Origin of the sequence: Neobacillus sp. C211, from assembly GCF_051842875.1 — a bacterium.
Lineage (GTDB): Bacteria > Bacillota > Bacilli > Bacillales > Cytobacillaceae > Neobacillus.
Window position 1 is genome coordinate 65,302 of the sequence record NZ_JBPXRO010000020.1, and the last position, 19,774, is coordinate 85,075.

16 protein-coding genes are annotated in these 19,774 nt (G+C 39.9%); all 16 read right to left on the bottom strand.

The window, feature by feature from the left end; all coding sequences use genetic code 11:
* Window positions 1-13: 13 nt before the first annotated feature.
* Window positions 14-1,351 carry an ABC transporter substrate-binding protein gene (locus ACSU6B_RS18560; protein WP_410887499.1) on the bottom strand — a complete coding sequence of 446 codons (1,338 nt, stop codon included), beginning with the start codon at window positions 1,349-1,351 and terminating at the stop codon, window positions 14-16.
* Between the two features lie 268 nt (window positions 1,352-1,619).
* Window positions 1,620-2,228 carry a YesL family protein gene (locus ACSU6B_RS18565; RefSeq protein ID WP_410887501.1) on the bottom strand — a complete coding sequence of 203 codons (609 nt, stop codon included), beginning with the start codon at window positions 2,226-2,228 and terminating at the stop codon, window positions 1,620-1,622.
* Window positions 2,229-2,316: 88 nt separating this feature from the next.
* Window positions 2,317-3,294: a Gfo/Idh/MocA family protein gene (locus ACSU6B_RS18570; protein WP_410887503.1), complete on the bottom strand. Its 978-nt coding sequence runs from the start codon at window positions 3,292-3,294 to the stop codon at window positions 2,317-2,319.
* Window positions 3,295-3,341: 47 nt separating this feature from the next.
* Window positions 3,342-4,154: a sugar phosphate isomerase/epimerase family protein gene (locus ACSU6B_RS18575; RefSeq protein WP_410887505.1), complete on the bottom strand. Its 813-nt coding sequence runs from the start codon at window positions 4,152-4,154 to the stop codon at window positions 3,342-3,344.
* 31 nt (window positions 4,155-4,185) lie between these two features.
* Window positions 4,186-6,069, bottom strand: a complete 1,884-nt coding sequence (locus ACSU6B_RS18580; RefSeq protein ID WP_410887507.1) for a beta-N-acetylhexosaminidase — start codon at window positions 6,067-6,069, stop codon at window positions 4,186-4,188.
* Window positions 6,070-6,076: 7 nt separating this feature from the next.
* Window positions 6,077-7,420: a GH1 family beta-glucosidase gene (locus ACSU6B_RS18585; protein ID WP_410887509.1), complete on the bottom strand. Its 1,344-nt coding sequence runs from the start codon at window positions 7,418-7,420 to the stop codon at window positions 6,077-6,079.
* Window positions 7,421-7,516: 96 nt separating this feature from the next.
* Complete coding sequence (locus ACSU6B_RS18590) at window positions 7,517-7,813, bottom strand: hypothetical protein (protein WP_410887511.1); 297 nt, start codon at window positions 7,811-7,813, stop codon at window positions 7,517-7,519.
* A 17-nt stretch (window positions 7,814-7,830) separates the two neighbouring features.
* A complete protein-coding gene (locus ACSU6B_RS18595; protein WP_410887513.1) occupies window positions 7,831-9,984 on the bottom strand; it encodes a Sip1-related alpha-galactosidase in 2,154 nt (717 codons plus the stop codon).
* Between the two features lie 36 nt (window positions 9,985-10,020).
* The gene (locus ACSU6B_RS18600) at window positions 10,021-10,998 is read right to left on the bottom strand and encodes an ROK family protein (RefSeq protein ID WP_410887515.1); all 978 of its coding nucleotides are present in this window, start codon (window positions 10,996-10,998) and stop codon (window positions 10,021-10,023) included.
* A complete protein-coding gene (locus ACSU6B_RS18605; protein ID WP_410887517.1) occupies window positions 10,995-11,624 on the bottom strand; it encodes a D-sedoheptulose-7-phosphate isomerase in 630 nt (209 codons plus the stop codon). The genes ACSU6B_RS18600 and ACSU6B_RS18605 overlap by 4 nt, the downstream gene beginning before the upstream one ends.
* A gap of 28 nt (window positions 11,625-11,652) precedes the next feature.
* Complete coding sequence (locus ACSU6B_RS18610) at window positions 11,653-12,924, bottom strand: four-carbon acid sugar kinase family protein (RefSeq protein ID WP_410887519.1); 1,272 nt, start codon at window positions 12,922-12,924, stop codon at window positions 11,653-11,655.
* A complete protein-coding gene (locus ACSU6B_RS18615; protein WP_410887521.1) occupies window positions 12,921-13,589 on the bottom strand; it encodes a class II aldolase/adducin family protein in 669 nt (222 codons plus the stop codon). The genes ACSU6B_RS18610 and ACSU6B_RS18615 overlap by 4 nt, the downstream gene beginning before the upstream one ends.
* Window position 13,590: 1 nt before the next feature.
* Window positions 13,591-16,017, bottom strand: coding sequence for an alpha-mannosidase (locus ACSU6B_RS18620; protein ID WP_410887523.1), 2,427 nt, complete (start codon window positions 16,015-16,017; stop codon window positions 13,591-13,593).
* Between the two features lie 30 nt (window positions 16,018-16,047).
* Entirely contained in the window at window positions 16,048-16,965 is a 918-nt protein-coding gene (locus ACSU6B_RS18625) for a class II fructose-bisphosphate aldolase (protein WP_410887525.1), read from the bottom strand.
* 20 nt (window positions 16,966-16,985) lie between these two features.
* A complete protein-coding gene (locus ACSU6B_RS18630; RefSeq protein ID WP_410887527.1) occupies window positions 16,986-17,645 on the bottom strand; it encodes an aspartate/glutamate racemase family protein in 660 nt (219 codons plus the stop codon).
* A gap of 88 nt (window positions 17,646-17,733) precedes the next feature.
* Window positions 17,734-19,770, bottom strand: a complete 2,037-nt coding sequence (locus ACSU6B_RS18635) for a hypothetical protein (RefSeq protein ID WP_410887529.1) — start codon at window positions 19,768-19,770, stop codon at window positions 17,734-17,736.
* Between the last annotated feature and the right edge of the window lie 4 nt (window positions 19,771-19,774).

Below are 19,774 nucleotides of genomic sequence, written 5' to 3' on the forward strand. Positions count from 1 at the left end.
CAATTTACTATCATTATTTGTTACTTTTAACCAACTCTTCTACTGCCTTTTGTGCAGCATCCAATCCTTGTTTCGGTGACTTTTTCCCTAATAGAACCAACTCAAGCTCAGGTTTAATTAAATTGACATAGTCAGGCGCTTCAATTGGCGTTGGCGTAAGCAAGGTTTGTTTCATGTTTTCATTTGCTGACGAATACACCATCTTGCCATCCTCTGTAAAATCTGCACTGCCAGAAGCTTTTTCTGCTGCTTCTTTGTTTGCAACAATATCAAAGTTTTTCACAGCCCAGTATTCTTGTGCTTGAACATCTGTTAAATACTTTAGGAATTCCCATGCTTCATCAGGATGTTTTGCTCCTTTAGGAATTTCAGCCACAAATCCACCGCCCCAGCTTGAATTGCCAGTTCCTGGTTCCATTTCAGGTAATGGAGCAACGCCGAAGTTCATCCCTTGACCATAATCTCTTATTTTCGTGAAGAAATTTGCATTATCAGTAGTCATTGCTAGTTTACCAGCAACAAATGGATCTGCCGTTTGCTCACCAAATTCTGCCTTAAAGCTATTAATCGTTTTATCACCGTAGTAGTCATAATACTTTTTCATCCATGTTAAAGCTTTTACGTTTGTTTCATCATTGATAACCGGTTTATTTGCATCAAAATCCCAGTAGCCTTTTCCGTCTGCATTGATCATCCAGACATCTGATTCAATTCCATAGTTAGGCAGATAACCGATTCTTTCGAATTTATTACCCTTCTTCACATCTAGCTTTTTCCCCATTTCTTCTAACTCTGCCCATGTTTTTGGTGGTGTATTAGGATCAAGGCCAGCTTCTTTAAACATATCTTTATTCCAGAATAAAAGACGTGTATCTGTGTTGAATGGCAATGCGTATGTTTCCCCTTTGTACTGAGTAGCATTATACAATTCCGGGAAGAAGCGGTCCTTTACTTCTGGGTCCTTCTTTAAATATTTTTCAAGATTCGTAATTTGATTGTTTTTCGCCCGGCTTCCAACTGCGTTTATGTCGTTAATGATTAGGTCAGCTGGATTTCCAGCGGCGATTGAAGCTAAGTTTTTCGTCCAAATATCCCCAAATGGCAGATATGTATGTTTTACTTCAATTCTGTCCTGAGATTTATTGAAATCATCAATAATTTTTTCAATGATAGGACGGCGGATCTCAGATCCCCAAAAAGTCCAAAAATCGATGACAACTTTTTCGCCGTTCTTAGATTTGCTGCTATTTTCATTTGCACCAGATTCTTTGCTTGAACAACCAGTCAGGATTAATGAGAAGCTCATTGCTAGAATAAACAGCGTCATTAATGTTTTTCTTACTGTTTTCATTCAATTTCCCCCTAGAAAATTTTATAATCGGTCAAAACCTCACAAACTATTAATAATTTATTTTAATTTCACTCTCCTTCGAATGATTTTTTCTCACAAGACTATGGTATTATGACTATTTTTGTGTAATTATCCACTCATCATGTGAGGTTTTGTGGACTTGTTACTATTATTATATGAATACGCTTACATGTCAACAACTTTTGAATATTCTATTTATTTTATTTGGAGACGTACTCAAAAAGTTTGTACAAAGGACGCTAACCGATTAGTTAACTCCTTGTGAACTCAATTTAGGCAAGCTATTAATGATATATTGCGCAGATATGGTACTGATTAATGCAATTAAACTCGCAAACAGTAATACTCCAATGCCGGTAACAAACAAAAGCAGTAATATAATCAACAAAAAGCCACACGATATTAAGAATGTGATGACAGGTTTACGCACTCCGAGCATAAAAGAAAAAAATAGAGTTTTATACCATGGAAATTGGTAGCGCAGAAAAACTGGAAAACTATAGACTACGGCAATTAGAAACAACAAACTAACTGCTAAAACTGCAACCCTAATAATTTCAGCCACATCAGAAACAGCATTTCTTAGTATCAATAAATCCAAAACTAGTAACCCGCCAAAAATAACGATTGAAAGTCCAAGTGGATAGCTTTTTAAAAATAATCTTTTAAACTCACTTAAAAACACATTAAAGTCGGGCTCGTCCTGATCCTCTCTCACCAATCTGTCCATTACTCCAAACATAGCCGCTGTTGCTGGAATAATCGTAAAAATAGGCAGTGAAAATAATAGCCAAATTGCGTTCAGGTATAGTAGTCTCCACAGCCACTCCATTATAAACATCAGTGCTCTACGCATAATAACGCTCTCCTTATAAAGACTTAATCATAATGGAAAACCAAGGATGCCTCTAAATCTCATGACACCCCCGGCCAAACTAAACTATTTATCTAGTTATTTTTGTAGTAGCTTCGAGGGCATCCATTGCTTTTAGAGCAACTGAAAGAGATTGAATACTGTCTTTATAGGTTGAGAGTACCAATTCAGGATTCTTTTCTTCGATTGCTTCTGCAAATGCTGCTAGCTCCAGCTGGTATAGTGCATTATCTTCCGTTTGAAAGGAAATAGTTTCTCCCTCCACCTTCCCCGTTACACTTCCTTTTACAAGGTCAAGCGTTAAGTGAAGTTGGTCAGAAATGAGTTCAATTTGTGTAAAAACATCTGGATAGGACCATGTATGAGTATGATTTTGTAAAATTCCGTTCTGATATTTCATCGACAAATTAAAGCTATCTTCAACCGTAAAGTCTCCGCCTTTTGGGACTACGAGATTGTCTTGATAACCAGTTACTCGCTCCACTTCACCAAGCAGGTAGCGTGAGAGATCAAAGATATGAATCGCTTGGTCAAAGACAGGCCCTCCCGATATTTTTTTATTAAAGAACCAGCGCGGCCAGTTGGTACGAAGCGCTAACCCATCAAGCATCGCACTGCGGACCAAGGCAATTCTTCTGCCTTTAATCAGCTCTTTTAAAAAGGCAACAGCAGGGCTATACCTGTACATAAAACCCACACTATTAATGACACCAGTTCGGTCTAATATCTCTTCAACCTTTTTCGCCATTTCCAGACTTTTTGCAGGCGGCTTTTCAATAAAACAATGGATGCCCCGCTCCGCTGCTTCACGTACAAGAAATTCCCGGACCTCTGGCGGTGTACAGATAATGACCCCGTCGGGTTTGCTTTCCTCGAGCATTTCCACATAGTCTGTAAAACCCTTCACTGCAAATTTATTCGCAGCTTTTAAGAGGGTTTCTTCATTTAATTCACAAACACCTACTACTTCAATTTCTGGCATTTTCTTCATCGTACTTAAATGCCCTTGGCCTTGCCAGCCGGTGCCAACTACTGCAATCCGTACCATTATTTCATTCCTCCTCATTATTATTTTATGTAAACCTAAACAAAGCTCTATAGCCCTGAAATCGGCTGGCTCTCTTTAAGTAAACTCTTTACCCATACAAGAGCTTTAGCGCAGTCATTGGTTGGATCATGTTTTCCTGCTTCATGTTCGATTGATACTGCCCGATCATAGCCGATTTCTTTTAGGGCTTGTACACACTCAGCAATACCAGCAATTCCTGTTCCGAGCGCAACGGGATTATGCTCCCCTATTTCCCTGACATCTTTAAGATGAACATTAAGTAAATAATCCTTTAATTGCCAGATTGCTTCGGCTGCTGAAAAGCCCTGCGTCCCATACCAGCCTGTATCGACGGTCGCACCAAGTAAGTCACCATAATCCCCAATGGCAGCCTTTATCTCGTCTGGGTGCTTTTCTGGATGGTTCTCAACGCCAACCTTCATTCCATATTCATTACAAAGGCTATAAATAACTGGAGCTGATTCTTTGGTAATTCCGCTAGTAATTAACTCAATTCCAAGCATTTTGGCTGTTTCAAAACAAAGACGGGTCCATCTTGGATATCGAACGGGATCGCCAAGCGAGCATGAATATGAATAAACACTTAATCCATGACTTTTCCAAATTTTCTGTAATTCCTCCGCAAAAAAAGGAGTCATAAATTTAGGAAAGGAATGTCCCATCCATAGTTCGATGTCCTGAAACCCTGCACCTTGAATATCCCCGCAAATACGGTCAAATTCAGCTAGGCTAAAGGTCTCAATTACTTTCCTTTCCGCTTCTCCCCACATATCCATACTAGTCTGGTAGTTAGTTGCACGGGCAAAATAGTTTGCCGTTTGAAAGCCAATTATCATCATCAACACCCCTATTCTATATTTTGCAAGCTACTTATGCAGAGAATCCTCCTGCTGTTACTATTCGATGGTATGAATTTCTTCCTAAAGCACCTTCAGGCATCTTCCATGGCGCATCAAAGAAAAGACGTTCTTCCTCTAATTCTTCGATTCTGCTAATGCTTCCATCAAGCCATTGGTGCAGGCGATATTCCACTGTTTCTAATCGAGATAATATCCCTCCGTAGCGAATATCGATTACTTCCCAGCCAAAAGGCTTCAAGGTTGTAAACCATAAGGAGCGGTGTAGTTTCCTCAGTTCATCTACCTTGCTGCGTAATAATGGAAGCTGGTCCTTTAAGTGTGTTAACTTCTGTTTATCCACTTGATCATAAGCAGCTTTTAAATGGATGCCAAACTCTGCTTTTATACTTAGAACATGGGCAAGTTGAGTATAAAAAGAAAACATCTCTGACCAATTTTTATTCCGTTCCATAGCTTTACCCATACGTGAAGCTAAGTTTAAATAATGTTCACTTATCGGCAAGGTGCGAATATTTTCATCATATAAACCGAGTAAAACATCCTGCCATAACAAAAATTTAGATGGATGTGATTCATGGAGATTATCCTTTGAAACACCCGGGGTTTCATCAAACTCATTTAGGGCAAGGAAGTCGTCCCAATTTCCACCGGTACAAAATGAAAAACGTTTTGCTAATCTCTCTTCACTCACTTCCATTCCATATCCATGTTCAGCATACAGCTGCAGTCCAGCCAAACCAGCAAATGGATGTGTTTCTGCCCCGTTATCGCCCCACATGGTAGCGAATACCTCGGTGATTCCTTCTTTTTTACATGCTTCCAAAGCAGCATTTGTAGTTGCTATTGTTTTTCCATAGTTTGGGGCAATCCCATTCCAAGTCCACACGCCGCCTGCAAAGATCGGCTCAGAGCCAAATTCTTTATGCTTTTGCAAGAACGTTCGATAAAAACCCTCATCTGTATGGTAATAATCCCAATAAACCATCTGGACATCTTTCGGCATTGAATCAATGACATCCGCTGGTATATGGGCATTTAGGTCGTAATAATTTCCTGTTTTCGAACCAAGTCGAAAATACATATCGCTCCAAATCATTGGTTTTAACGAGTGCTTCTCTGCAAGTGCCACAACTTTATGAAGATGTTGATTCATAATCGAGAATCGTTTTTGATAACCATGCTGCTCCAAATATTTTCCTAAGCCAAGCTGATGTGCTTCATCCATACCTATATGAATTCGTTTGCTTCGGAATGGCTTAGAAGCAGCCTTCAATAACTCCTCAATAAATTCGTAGGTTTCCTCATTACCAACCAATAAGATATCGCTCGTATCTTTTATGGTCGAAGCATAATTCCATTTCAGTGCCTCAGTCAAATGCGCAAGAGTTTGGATACAAGGGATCATTTCAATTCCAAAATGATCGGCATATTCATCACATTCTTGTAATTCCTGCTCACTGTATCTGCCACGCATATATCCAAAATAGGGATATTTCTCAACTGTAAATGTATCCTCTGTATACAACATGACGACATTTAGGCCCATTAAAGCCATTTTTCGTAGAAGATTTTGAATCCCATCTACGGTCATAACCGCATTTCGAGAAACATCGACCATCACACCATTGGTTTTAAATTGAGGCTCTTCACTTACCTGGAAGTCATTGCTTTCCTTAAATTCTTGTATCCACAATCCTAATGCTCGAAAAAAGTGAATTTTCTCTTGAAAGAAAATTTCGCCGCGTTCCGGCTGGCAGTTTACCGTTATCGGACCAGCCATTTGTTTCACATTAATAGGAAACCCTTGTTCACTTTGTTCAATCTTTAGCTCGTTACAAATGATTGCTAATCCTTGTTCAAGACCTTGGATATCGCCGTAAAAGTGAATTTTCATTGGGAAACTACACCTCAAACCAATAGTTTTGATTCAACTTACTGTACCAATAATAGCTGTCTTTCTTTGTTCTTTTTAATGTTTGATAGTCGACATGAACAAGACCGAAACGCATGCTATAGCCGTATGACCATTCATAATTATCCATCAATGACCAGATACAATACCCTTTTAAATTAACACCGGAGCTTAGAGCACGACTAATTTCCGTTAAGTGCTGCTTCAAGTATTTAATACGCTTATCATCGTGAACACGTCCATCTACTGGTTCTTGATTGTACGTTGCGCCATTTTCGGTAATATAGATAGGAACATCACCATATTTATTTTTAATATCCATTAGTACTTTATAAAAGCCTTCTGGATAGATAGTGAAATCAATGTCCGTACGATCAATTCCGATATCAACATGTTCACAATCGAACGTCCCCTGACCTTCTTTATATCTGGAAACCGTTCCAGTATAATAATTGATTCCTAAAATATCGATCGGCTGAGCAATAATTTCCATATCGCCTTCCTCGATGTTGACCTTTGCACCTTTTTTTGCAAACCAATCAACTAATATTTGTGGATAGCCGCCTTTAAAGACAGGGTCGAAAAACCATTCCATGAACCAGGCAGATATACGATTGCAAGCCTCTATATCTTCTGGTCGGTTACTAAAAGGTTCATACCAAGTAACGTTAGGTGCAAAACCAATTTCTCCTGAAATTCCAAGCTCTTTAAAACGTTTTACCGTTTTCCCATGTGCAAGTAATAAGTGATGTGCTACATCAAGGGCTGATTGGAGATTTTTTTCTCCTGGTGCTTGTTCTCCAACGAAATACCCTAAGAATGAAACACACCATGGCTCATTGATCGTTAACCATGATTTGATTTTTCCAGAAAACTCATGGAACAATAAATCAGCGTACTCCACAAATGCCTCGATGGTTTGACGATTCTTCCAACCGCCTTCATCTTGAAGTGCTTGGGGCAGGTCCCAATGATAAATAGTGCATAGCGGTTCAATTCCGTTTTCTAACAACTTATCAACAAATTCATGGTAGTGATCGAGACCTTTTTGATTGACTTCTCCTCTTCCATTTGGAAAAATTCTCGGCCAGGCAATTGAGAAGCGGTATGTGTTTACACCTAATTCTTTTAATAAGGCAATATCTTCATCGATTCGATGGTAACTATCACAAGCGATATCGCCATTGTCTCCGTTTCTGACTTTTCCCGGAATCCGACTATAGGTATCCCAGATGGACATGCCTCTGCCGTCTTCGTTATAGGCACCTTCTATTTGATAAGCTGCGGTGGAAACACCAAAGCGAAAATCTTTTGGGAAAGTAATAATTGACACGATTGTTAACCCCTTTCGATAAGTTACTTAGTCGCTTTAAGGAAGGCTTAGACACGTTTCCAAAATGGAGGGAGTAGTGCTGCCTTACCTAGTTGACTATAAAGTTATTTTTCTTAGAATCGTTTCATTGTTGTCACAAAGATCTGTATGCACAATATATGGTTGTGGTTTTAAACAAGCTTTTTCACTCTCAAGCCAATTGCTCCAAGCCTTTTTATCCTTATGAAGCGGAAGGGCACTTAACCGCTTTAATTCTGTAAGAGCCTGCTTGCTAAGTAAGGAACGGACATCATCCAGATAGTTGATTAGAATTTCATACCCTTTTGTACTACCGCATCGGGCCAAGGCCCTGCCAATGGCTAATTTGAGCAGGCAATCGATGATGTTCCACAATGATAGCCCCCTTCAAATTAGTACACTTTTTTTATCTCTAGAAATACTTCGCCTTCCACATCGCTGCAATCAATGGTAAAAAGCTGCTCGTTTATAGGATCTTGGTGAACTAATACCAATTCACCATTAACGGTTGCTTCTACAGGGGTTCCTTCAGATAAGAAAGCAAAAACTCCGCCTTCTCTTAAGATTACCTTCATTTCCTTTTCCAGGTTCCAAACCCTTACGATCCCATCATTGCAAATGAGCTTATTTAAAAGACCAATTGGCGTAAATTGCTTTTGAACTGGAATGATTAAAAAGAGGGAAGCTACGTTTTCAGCAATTTCGATACTAATCTTTTCTTCTTTGCTCACAACCGAGTGGTTCTTCCTTAATACATCAAAGATAACAAACTTCTCACCCGCTAGATTTGGAACATCACTTGGGCTGATGGAGCCATGAATGGTTCCAGTTCCTTCATTAATATTAAACGCTGCCACGACTCCGGCACCCTTGCATGAATTCCATATCTTTAACGGCGTTTTCGTTTGAGTTGGATCAACAAACAGGCAATCCTCAGTTGGTACTCCAGGCTGTTCACAACGAATGATTTGTCCATCATTATAAATTAACGGCCAAATCATGTCGGGATTTGTTTGATCTACCGCATCACTAAAATAAATCGGTCCACCGCTAACTACCCGTAAAATCATGTTTTGCAGGTCATCATGGTTTTTCGTCCAGTACATATCCCAATCGCCCCAATAAAACGCACCATGGTAAAGTGAGTTATATGCATTTTGCAAGGCATGTTCTTTGAAGCCGCTCTCTTCTTGTGGGACAAAGTCATCACTATTACGAGAAACGGCTGAGTATGGACGATGCCAAATATTTTCCTCTGCCATTCCCATACAGTTGATCACCGTATTATCAAAATGTAAGGAACAAGATGCTTCGAGTGCTGTATGGGCCCCGCTTGCTGCTTCGCCGACAGCCTGGTTATTCACCGTAAAGTTTGAGATGGCACTTTGGCTGTCAACTTTCACAAAGTCGATTCCGTCTTTCTTTAATTTGGAATGCCATGCATGCCAAAAACCAAATCCCTCTTCCGCATTTGGTGATGGAATTAAGCTGCCGTTTTTTGCTTTATATAAATGGTTTTCTAATGACTTCGCTAAGGGACCATTGAGTGAAATTCCTTCCCAATAACCTGCAAGGGTATGCCAAACTCCTACCCAATTCACGCCATAGTTATTCTTAAGTGATGAAACGGTATTGGCTAAACCATGGGGAAATTTCTCCTGGTCAGCATCAAAGGAGTGAAGCTTATTATTATCCACTTCGGACCAGCCATCATCAATCATCATCCATTTAACAGGAAGTTTTTTCTGTTTGAGCTCTTCAGCTTTTGATAGGATTCCTTCCTCATTAACGGCATGATAAAAAGCATCCCAGCTGCACCAGCCTAAGTAATCTAAAATCTCTGGATATTTTTTTTCTTCTCTAGGCATAATGCTTTGTCCACAAACAGTTGTCGCTTTCTTAACATTTTCATTCACTAAAGAGAATGGATTATTCCCAGTACCTAAAATGAAGGCAAATGTTGATAAATGATTAAAGCCGCCATGGAAAGGGGAAATGGAGATTTGCAAGCCCTCTTTCGTACCTGCTAAATCTGTCCGCGATACTTCATCACAAACAGGCAGTATATGAAAATATTCTTTTTCACTTCTTAATAATAACGATTGTGTCCGTTTTGGCACTTCTTGGATGTTATTCGTGAAAAATGGCCGCGTCCACCAGTCCTTATGTTGATAGTTCGCCATAACCTCATACTCTTCCATCATGTTGTTAATGGTTATGTTGATGGCACGCCGCGGAGCAAAAAAGGATTGCTTTTTAAACAATTCTTCATTATTTATTTCCGCATCCATAAAGGCAGTAATAAATAAATCGTAGCACCTGAAACGTAACTTCGTGTTTACTGTCTCGGCATGATCACTAAATTCGGAACGATATTCTGTATAAAAACCAAGATGATCTTCTCCAGTACTCTCATCTAGGGTTTTTAACTCTAGTAATTGAATTGATTGATTATCTAGATTGGTAGACACTTGGATTCCGGAAAGAACCATTTTATTATTCAACAGACAATGCAGCTCGTTTTGATTTTGCTGAAATTGAAACATAGTTTCGCTCCTTTAGTTCTTTTTTTGTTCATACGCTTATCCTTCGATTTCAAGGCCATACTTGGCAACAGAGAGTGCAGCCAAATCACCCACACTTTCTCCTAAGCCGGAAGGTAAAACGGTACAAACCTCGAGGGAATAAGAAAGTGCTTCTTTTCTAAGTTCTTCCATGACAATTGGCTCCAGCAATGCTTCTTGACGCAAATAAATGCTGCCAATGACAATTCTTTCTGGATTTAACATGTCCACTAACAATGCCAGACCTCGACCTAATTTCTGCCCAACAATGCTGTATATCTCTTTCGCGAAAACATCTCCGGCCTGGGCAGCAAGCCCAACTGTTTTCGCCGTAATTGCCGGTATCTCATCACGATTAGAACAAATAGAAGTCATTTTCCCTTGGGCCAACCACTCATCCGCTTTCATTTGTGCCAAGCGGGCGATCCCGCCTCCACTACAAAAGCCTTCAAATGAGCCTGCTTTACCAAATCCGATTGGACCATTATTCTCTAAACGAACATGACCGACTTCCCCAGCCATATCATTTGTTCCGGTGTATAATCGTCCATCTAAAATGAGGCCTGCTCCCATTCCTGTACCAAACGTTAGAAAAATCATATTATTCGTGCCTTTTCCTGCTCCCCATTTCCATTCAGCCAACGCACAAGCATTGGCATCGTTTTGGACGGAAACGGGGACATGAAAACGATCTCTGAAAGGTGACAACACATCGATACGATCCCAGTTTGGCAGATTTGGTGGAGACAAAATCAGACCCTTATTACTATCCAGCGGGCCGCCGCAGCTGATTCCAATTGCTTTTAGTTCAAGTCCTTTTCGTTCTAACAATAATCTTTCTAACTCACTCATCATCAATAAAAGGGCTAAATCAGGCGTGTCCGGAGTGGGAAAACTTTGTTTTGCAACTAAAGTAATCCCTTTTTCATCTTCAACTCCTAATACAACGGCACACTTTGTTCCGCCAATATCTAAACCTGCCAACACGGGAATCATTCGAAGAACGCCTCCTCTAATAATATGCACAGGGTATGGTATATCGGGAGATGTCTTTCTTGAATATCAGGTGTCGAATCAAAGGGAACCGAAATCGTTACATCACATAACGTTTTCATTTCCCCGCCACTTTTACCAGTAAACCCGATCGTTACTAACCCTAGGGCCTTGGCCACTTTTATGGCATGATTAATGTTTTTGGAGTTACCTGATGTGCTAAAGCCGATAAATACATCGCCTGCTTTTCCGTATCCAAACACTTGTTGAGCAAAAACCATATCCGGGGCAACATCATTAGAGAATGCTGTCATAAGGGCTGAATGACTTACAAGCGAGATGGCAGGGAGCGCACCTTGTAAATGTTCACCCAGGTAGTCATCGCCACCAGAAACCGAGGCTAATTTATCTTTCAACTCTTGTGACAAAGGACGTTTTGACATAAATCCTTTCATTAATTCGCCCACTACATGCTCACAGTCCGCTGCACTCCCGCCATTACCTGCTAATAACAGCTTTCTGCCAGACTGATAAGCTTGGTTAATCACTTCAAAGGCTTCGACAATACTTGTTTGGCATTCTACTAATTCTGGATATTTTCCAAATAGTTTTTCTAAATTAGCATTCATTGCTACATCCCCTATTACAATCGTTAGATTAATTTTCCTTCAGGTGATCAATCGCCTTAGCAAAGAAATCCTTACTTCCAAAGCTTCCTGACTTCAGTACAAGCATCCGCGGTGTTGAATCTAAGCTAATACATGATGGAAGACCTGGTTCGATTTCTTTCCATACTGCGAGTCCTTCAATGCCGAGCCTGCTGCAAACAGAAGCAGATGTTTCTCCACCCGCTAATAACAAACGGTTAACTTTTGTCCTTTTTAAGGTCTCATCCACTACAAACGCTAATGATTCAGATACCATCCTTGAAATCGACGTATTTGTATAGCCTAATCTAGTACCCAGTTGTTTTGTTTCCTTGACTACATCTTGGGTGTTCGAAGAGTGAACAAGAACATCCTTACCATCATTTAATAGCGTGGTGAGATTCGTAATTAGTTCCTCTAAATGAGCAGCCTTTTGATCCGAAAATAAGATCACTGTTTTCATTTCGAATACAGGCAGCCCGCGCTGTTTCATTTCTTCCACTTGATTAAAGGTCTGCGGCATTAAACTACCTGCCGCGCATAAAATTCCTGCTTCTAATTTTGGTAGTGTAATAGACCGAGTTCCATTTTGATCTTTATTCATTACCAGTGCTAATTCTTCAGCAATCCCTGAGGCACCACAAATAATCTTTTCATCCTTTATTGCTCTAGCAATTATTTGTAAGGAAGACTGATCTTTGACATCAACAATTAAGTACTGACACTGCGATCGCATCTGAGAAATTTCTTGCTTTAGCTTTTCACTGCCTTGTTCAACAATTTCATGATCGACAAGAGCAACCTTCCTCTTTGTTTGAGCTTGTAAAATATCAACCAAATCCGAGTGCAGCATTGGATGAACAGGATCATTACGGAACTCAGAATCTGCTAATTTCTTACCATGAACATAGTGTTGACCATACATGGTAGTTCTTCCATTTTTCGGAAAACCAAGCACAACCACTGCAAATTCATTTTCGAGTGCATCGAGCATGGCATCAAATTCTGCACCAATATTTCCTCTAAAAACGGAACAGGTTTTATTGAAGAATTGTTCACATCCTAATCCCTGGAGACTTTTGGTACTCGCAAATACTTTCTCATAGGCTTCTTCATATCGATCAAGACGTGAATTTGTATCCATAATCAATACATTAGGTGGGAACGTTCCCATTTTGTTGTAAAGTGGATAGGGAAAAACTTCTGTCTGCCAATCTGCTTTAGCAAACATGATTCCAATATCATTTGCACCAGTAATATCATCCGCGACAATTCCAATCAATTTTCCCACATCCTCCTTGGCTTATATCCTGATTCATGTAGAAAGCTATGTACCTCTTTCTCAGAAAGCTCTTGTAAAACAACACCTGCTTTTTGAGAGATTAATAGCATTCGACAAGCCATTTCTAATGTTTGCAGTGCCATTTTCGCTTCTTTTAAGGACGTATCATAAACAAGGACGCCATGATTTTCTAATAAAAGGATATTCGCCTTTTTCGCCTTTTCTCTAACAAGGTCGCCAAGTTCCATTGAACCTGGGTTTGCATAAGGAACTCGCTCAATCTTTTCTAAATAGTACATACTTTCAACAAACCAAGCCGAAGGGATATCAATGTTTGATGAAGCAATCAGTGTGCTATATAAAGGTGAAGCATGTAATACTGCACCAATCTCAGGACGAGTTTCATAGATAGCGAGATGCATCGGAACCTCTTTAGAAGGTTTTCTGCCACTATTTATACTCTTACCTGATTCGATCGAGCACTCGGCAAAATCCTCTACATCCAAATCTCCTAAATAGGTTCCACTTGCTGTGATCAGAAAAGAATTTTCCGTGGTTTTTGCACTGATATTCCCTGAATTCCCCCATGCGAGGTCATATTGCATCATATATTTTCCTGTTTCCCGTAATTGCTTTTTCAGCTCTTGTTTTCTATCCAAAATCATTTTACTCATCCCATTCAATCAAATTTGTTTTCCTGACAGGCACATCAACATTTTTGGGAATACGGAAGGTTTTAATTTCAGATGCCTTAAAGACAGCCTTGAACGTACGGTTAAATTTCGGCAAAGTGATTTCTACTTCAGTGGGTACTTTATTTGTTTCATATAAACGAATGATTAAATCTTCATTGTCTTCGGCCTTTTTTAGAGCACTAACAATCACATTATCGGCACTTACTTTCACATAGGAATCTGATTGTGGTAAGGAACCTTTATGGAAGGACTCAATAATTGAGATTGGTTTACAATTTAATTCTGCTGCTCTTTTCGGTGTTTCCGCTTCTTCCCAGCTTCCTTCGTGAGGAAGTAATGAGTATTCAAAATGTTGAACTCCTTGGTCAATAAATGTATATTCTCCGTCCTCTTCTGGTACGAGCGGATCATGATGGGCGTAAATAGGGCTGCGTAATACCGTTAATGCAAGTTCCTTATTATGAATGCTATAGCTTGATTTAGCGTCATTGATAAGACTTAAGCCATAAACTCCTTCATGGTTTGGTGTAACACCTGTCACATCAACCCAGCTTTGACCTGGCTCTTCTTCACCATTATGCTCGCGCTCAATTGTTCCATATGGAATTTCATAGGTTTGTTTTCTAAAGATGGAATTAATCGGGAAAACAAGTTTAAGCATCTTGAACTTTTCGCGCCAATCTACCGTTACTTTTACATCGATCTGGTCTTTTCCTTGATACATCGTGAAGTCTTGGATTAAGATCGAGCGTCCGTATTCACTTTTCACCCGAATCACTGATTTAACTGGTCCATGCTCAGCAAGATATACTTTCGTTGCTCTGAAATCGCCAACTCTTTCATTAAAATGAAGGGTGTCATGGCTCCATGTATCTGTTTTATCATTGATTATTACCGGCTTTGCTGCCGGACCTGCAAATACTTCATGTTCTACTTTTTTATCAAATAGGCTCGAAATCCAACCAGTCTCTGCATCAAACTCAATTCTAAAGCGTTCATTTTCCATCGCATGTGAACTTGCTTTTATAGGTTCAACTACAGATTCACTGCCACTTAATTCTGTATAAATTCTATATACACGATATCCCATTGCAGGTAATTCGGCTAAAAAGTTTAAGCGGTAGCGTCCCCCAGCTGTTGCTTGTGACTGTATTGTTTGAAATGGGATAGCATTGCCTTGATCATCTACTAAAACAGATGCTGGTTTTATGCTGCCTATTTCGATTTCAACATTCACTTTGCAATCCCAGGCATGTGGGTTAAAGACGACAATGGGTCTCATTTTTTCATCTTGATCAATGTCAATTTTCCATGAAATGGACTGGATCGCATTATTCAATGCCCGATCAGCAATAGCCAATGCTTCTCCGTATAAATTTCTAGCGTCCTCATAGGCAGACTCAATGCTCGTTCCAGCTAAAATATCATGAAATTGATTAAATAAAACATTCTTCCAAGCCCGGTTGATTTCAGCTGGATAGGGTTGTCCGGTTATCCAAAAAGCGAGTGCTGAATACTTTTCAGCCGTCATCAGCATATTCTCTGCTTTTCGATTGTATTGTTTTACGCCTGAATGGGCCGCATAGCAGCCGCTGGCATGATGCTGCAAGTCATCGTGAACAACAGGTAAATCCTTTGTATCCTTTACTTTTTCAAAATATTCTTCAGGAGTAGAGAAGACTAGATTAGGAAGATCAGCATCCTTATTTAAGCGATAGATACTCTCTATATTTTCCTTAGTTGGCCCGCCGCCATGATTTCCAACGCCATAAAAAATCATCTGGTCGTCGACGTTTCCTTTAAACTCGCCTTTACACCGCTTAACAATCCGATCTAATTCTTTTCCCCATGAATTATATTCATGCATGATGCGGAATCCCAGCACACGAGATCCATCATCAGATTCCCACCAAAAAAGATTACTTGGGAGCCCTTTTTCATTTGGCGCTGGCCGCATAAATACGTAGGAATCCATGCCGCTTTTTTTCAATATTTGGGGCATCATGCCATGATGACCAAAACTATCGACATTATAGCCAACCTTTGCCGTTACACCAAATTTTTCTTGAAAATATCGTTGACCATAAAGACCTTGACGAACAAAGGATTCTCCATTTGGGATATTGCAATCAGGCTGAATCCACCAGCCGCCAACAATCCTCCAGCGTCCTTCTTGGATCCGCTCTTTAATTTCTGCAAACATTTCAGGTTCATTTTCTTCTACCCATTCGTACATGGAGGCAGAACTAGAAGTGAAAATAAAATCTTCGTATTCTTTCATTCGATCCAATGCAGACCGAAAAGTAGCTTTTGTTTCTTGAAATCCTTCTTGCCATTGCCAAAGCCAAACCGGATCTAAATGGGCGTTACCGATCATATGAAATGTTTTATCTTTCATTTCCTCAACCCCTGTCTCATTCTTGTTGTCTTATTGGTTGAATTGAGATGCTTTGTTATTACTTAACAAGTATTGTGTGATCTTTTCTGTTACTGTTTCTTCGACAGCATCCTGCCCCACTTTTAACAATTCAGCAGGTAATTGATTACATTCTTTATTGGACAATCTTTCTTCACGCCCGATGGCTTTTAAGAAAGAAATCTCAAGGTCTGTTGCAATATTTACTTTACTTACACCACCATTTGGCAGCTGAAATGCCTTTTGTACCATTTCACTTGGTACACCAGATCCACCGTGAAGAACAAGATGTACAGGAGTTAACTCACGAATGGCCATTAACCGTTCAAAATCAACCTTTGGTTCACGAACCATATAAACACCATGCGCTGTTCCACATGATACAGCTAATGCGTCAACACCTGTCTGCTTCACAAATTCAGCTGCTTCAACAGGATCTGTATATAATTCTTCATCATGATCGGTCTCAATAAAATCAGTTGTTCCAATCATTCCAAGTTCTGCTTCAACAGAGACCCCTTTGGCATGTGCATATTCAACAACCTCTTTTGTGATTTTCACATTTTCAGCAAATGGCTTTTCTGAAGCATCAATCATCACCGATGTAAAGCCAGCAGCAATTGCATCCTTAATCACATTCAACTCTTTCGTATGGTCAAGATGTAAAACTACTGGTACAGTAATTGATAATTTTTCTACCTGTGCATAAAACTCATCTGCAAATTCAAACGGGGTAATCCCGTAACGTTCTAATTCCTTTTGTGAAATTTGCACAATAAGAGGTGATTCTGTCTTTTGTCCAGCTTGTAAAACTGGGGCAATCATAGCGATATAACGCGGTGAAAATGACCCTGTTGCATAGTGGGATTTTTCTGCGATTGCAAGAGCTTCTGTTAATGGGAGTACATTCGTTGGTTTTAATCGATTCATTATTAATCATTCCTTATTTATTAATTTTTTAGTGTGCGTTTTACTGCTTCCATTCCTAATTCAGGACTCGTCACAAAATAACGCTGCTCGTCAGGCGTAAAGCTGGAAACAACCCTGGCCATCGATGCTTGAGCTAAGACAACGATATCTACTTTTTTTGCTAACTCACGTAAAGTAACTGAAAGATCCAAATCATGTCCTTCTTTATCGTTTGCGATTAATTTCTGATAGGCCGAAGACACTAGAATAGGTTCAAACTCCACTTTCTTCTGTTTCTGAGCCGCTTTTTGTTTAAGCAATTCTAAGGTTGGCTTTAGTGTTGTTTCCAATGTCGCTGCTACCCCTATTTTTTCGGCTGAGTTAATCGCGAATTCTGCCATTGCATCATCAATACGAATAATGGGAGTTGCTATCTTCGGTTGGGTAAATGCAACAAGTTCACCAATGGAAGAACATGCATTTAAAATACAATCTGCTCCAAGCTGTTCAGCAACTTTAGCATAACCTTCCCACCGATCAGCGATTTCTTGAATATCTCCGCCATTTTTGCCTAATTGCGGCAGGATTGAATCATCTACCAAATTGATAATTTCACATTCCCCGATCATTTTGTTGGCTAAATCTTTCAACGGCTCAATCGTCACTGGAGTCGTATGAATAATTGCAAGTTTCTTTTTCATGATTTTTTCCTCCAATCATTAATAATTTCACCCTTGAACACAACTAACCATCAGGGTATTGCCCAAGATGGTTAATTGAATTTTCAGGTTAAGAAAGCTGCAAAGAGTTGTTAAATGCTAAGGCTTCCTGTGTTGCATAAAGCACGAGTCCCACACACCAAGAATGAGATAAGGTCAGCATCATTCCTTTTGGCTGAAAACAATTCGTATTATAAAAACGCTCGGTAACCATCCCTTTGTATGCATTAAAATCACCATCTTTTCTTGCAATAAACTGCAAGAAACAAGCAATATGATCACGTGTCCGGTCTAAGTAATAGGGATCATCTGTGTACTTCCATAATCGAAGCATCTCTGGAACACAAAATAGTCCATAATTATGTAAATGCTGATTTGATGGTGAAGCCTGATCAGCACCTCGAGAACGAAAATCGTATTGATGCAGGAATGTATTCTCTGGGAAGGCCAAATTGTAGGTCCACCGGAACGTCATTAACCAATCAGCCGCATGTTTTGCAAGCTTTAACCATTTTTCGTTTTTTTCATTTTCATAGAGTAATACATAGGCAACCACGGCATTATAAGCATCCTCAGATGTTGGTGTTAAATGAACATCCTCTGGAGCTCCATAAATGTATTCGTCTAGCACAAAATGCTCATAATAATGCCCCGCCTTTTCTGCCGCGAACCGATACTCATCTTTTTCAAAAAAGTTACTTCCTTCAAGGAGTGAAGCAATCCATAAGATGCCGCCTGCTCCATCCCATTCTTCTACCTCACCTGTTTCAAAGTGGTAATAGGAACCGAAATTACCATCTGAACGTTGATGCTTAACCGCAAAGTTTAAATTGGATTGGACTGCTTTTTCCCAATCCGGATGACTTACCCCTGCTTCCTTTTCAAAGGCTAGGGCACGAACCAAAAACAAAGTTGCTTCAGAGATTGTTCTGGCTTGCAACCATGTATTCTTTGGGTTCCAACCAGTTCCCCAACCCTTTCCGAGCACCCATGACGCCCAAAATGTTCCACTCGGGGCAAGCGCCGAAGCTATATTATTCATAACATCAATGGCGGCATCAACATAGTGTTGATGTCCATTTTTTCTTCCATAGGTAAGCAAAGCGTAAGAATATGGTGCGCCGCTGACCCAGCCCACATGCATATGCGGACGGTCACCCATTCCTTTTACATTATTGTTAAACTCACGGTCAAACGCTGCCGTTTCTGCTAGAATGCTATGCTCAGGCATATAGTGCCAACGATATAAACCATGCGCTGTTAATTCTGATGCCTCCTCAAGACCCATCCAGGGATTTAAGGAATACTCTTGTTGATGCTGCCGATACATTTCACGGACAAATGGATCATATGAATGTAAATCAGGTGAAGCCGTATAGATCTTTACTTGTAAATGAATAGTTTCCCCTGGCTTAAATGTGTACAAAGATATATCCTTGGGCTCTGGAATCGGTTCACCAACAAATGTAACCGGTTCTTCTTTATACGGGAAATTAACCCAGATTGATGTTGTCGAATCATTTCCTCGGAACCCTAGGCTTGTTAGCCCCACCTCACTCATTTCCTCTACACAAAGTGCACCGCACATTTCATCATTCCAGGCAAAAACAGCTGGGAGAGCGGCACGGTCTGAACGAAAAGACCAATGGTCCGAAACCATCTCCTCATGATTGCCATCCTGGTAATCATATCTTGGATATTTTCGAGTATTATGCTCAAAGCGATTTTCTTTATAAAAAGCACCGGGAATCATCCAAGTCGGCTTTCCGCTGCCTGCTAAATCAGCATTAAACTGTAATCCATAATTGCCTGATGCTTCTTTATTATAGGTAACATTGAGATTAACTTGGATAAAGCCACAACCAGCTTGTTCATTCTTCCATTCCGATTCTACAGAGAAGTACTCTCCTTTCCCCGAAATGTGGTACCCCCCAACAATTTCTTCAACTTTAACAATTTGAATTTTTCCTATATTTTTTTCTTCATTATATATATCGAGAAGTGAGTCAATTTGAAGGTATGCATTTCCACTCTTCCGTTCCGAAGAATAGACCTGTATTTCGGTTTGTTTCTTTACGTTTTCATGTATGTTGATGAATGTACCCACTGAA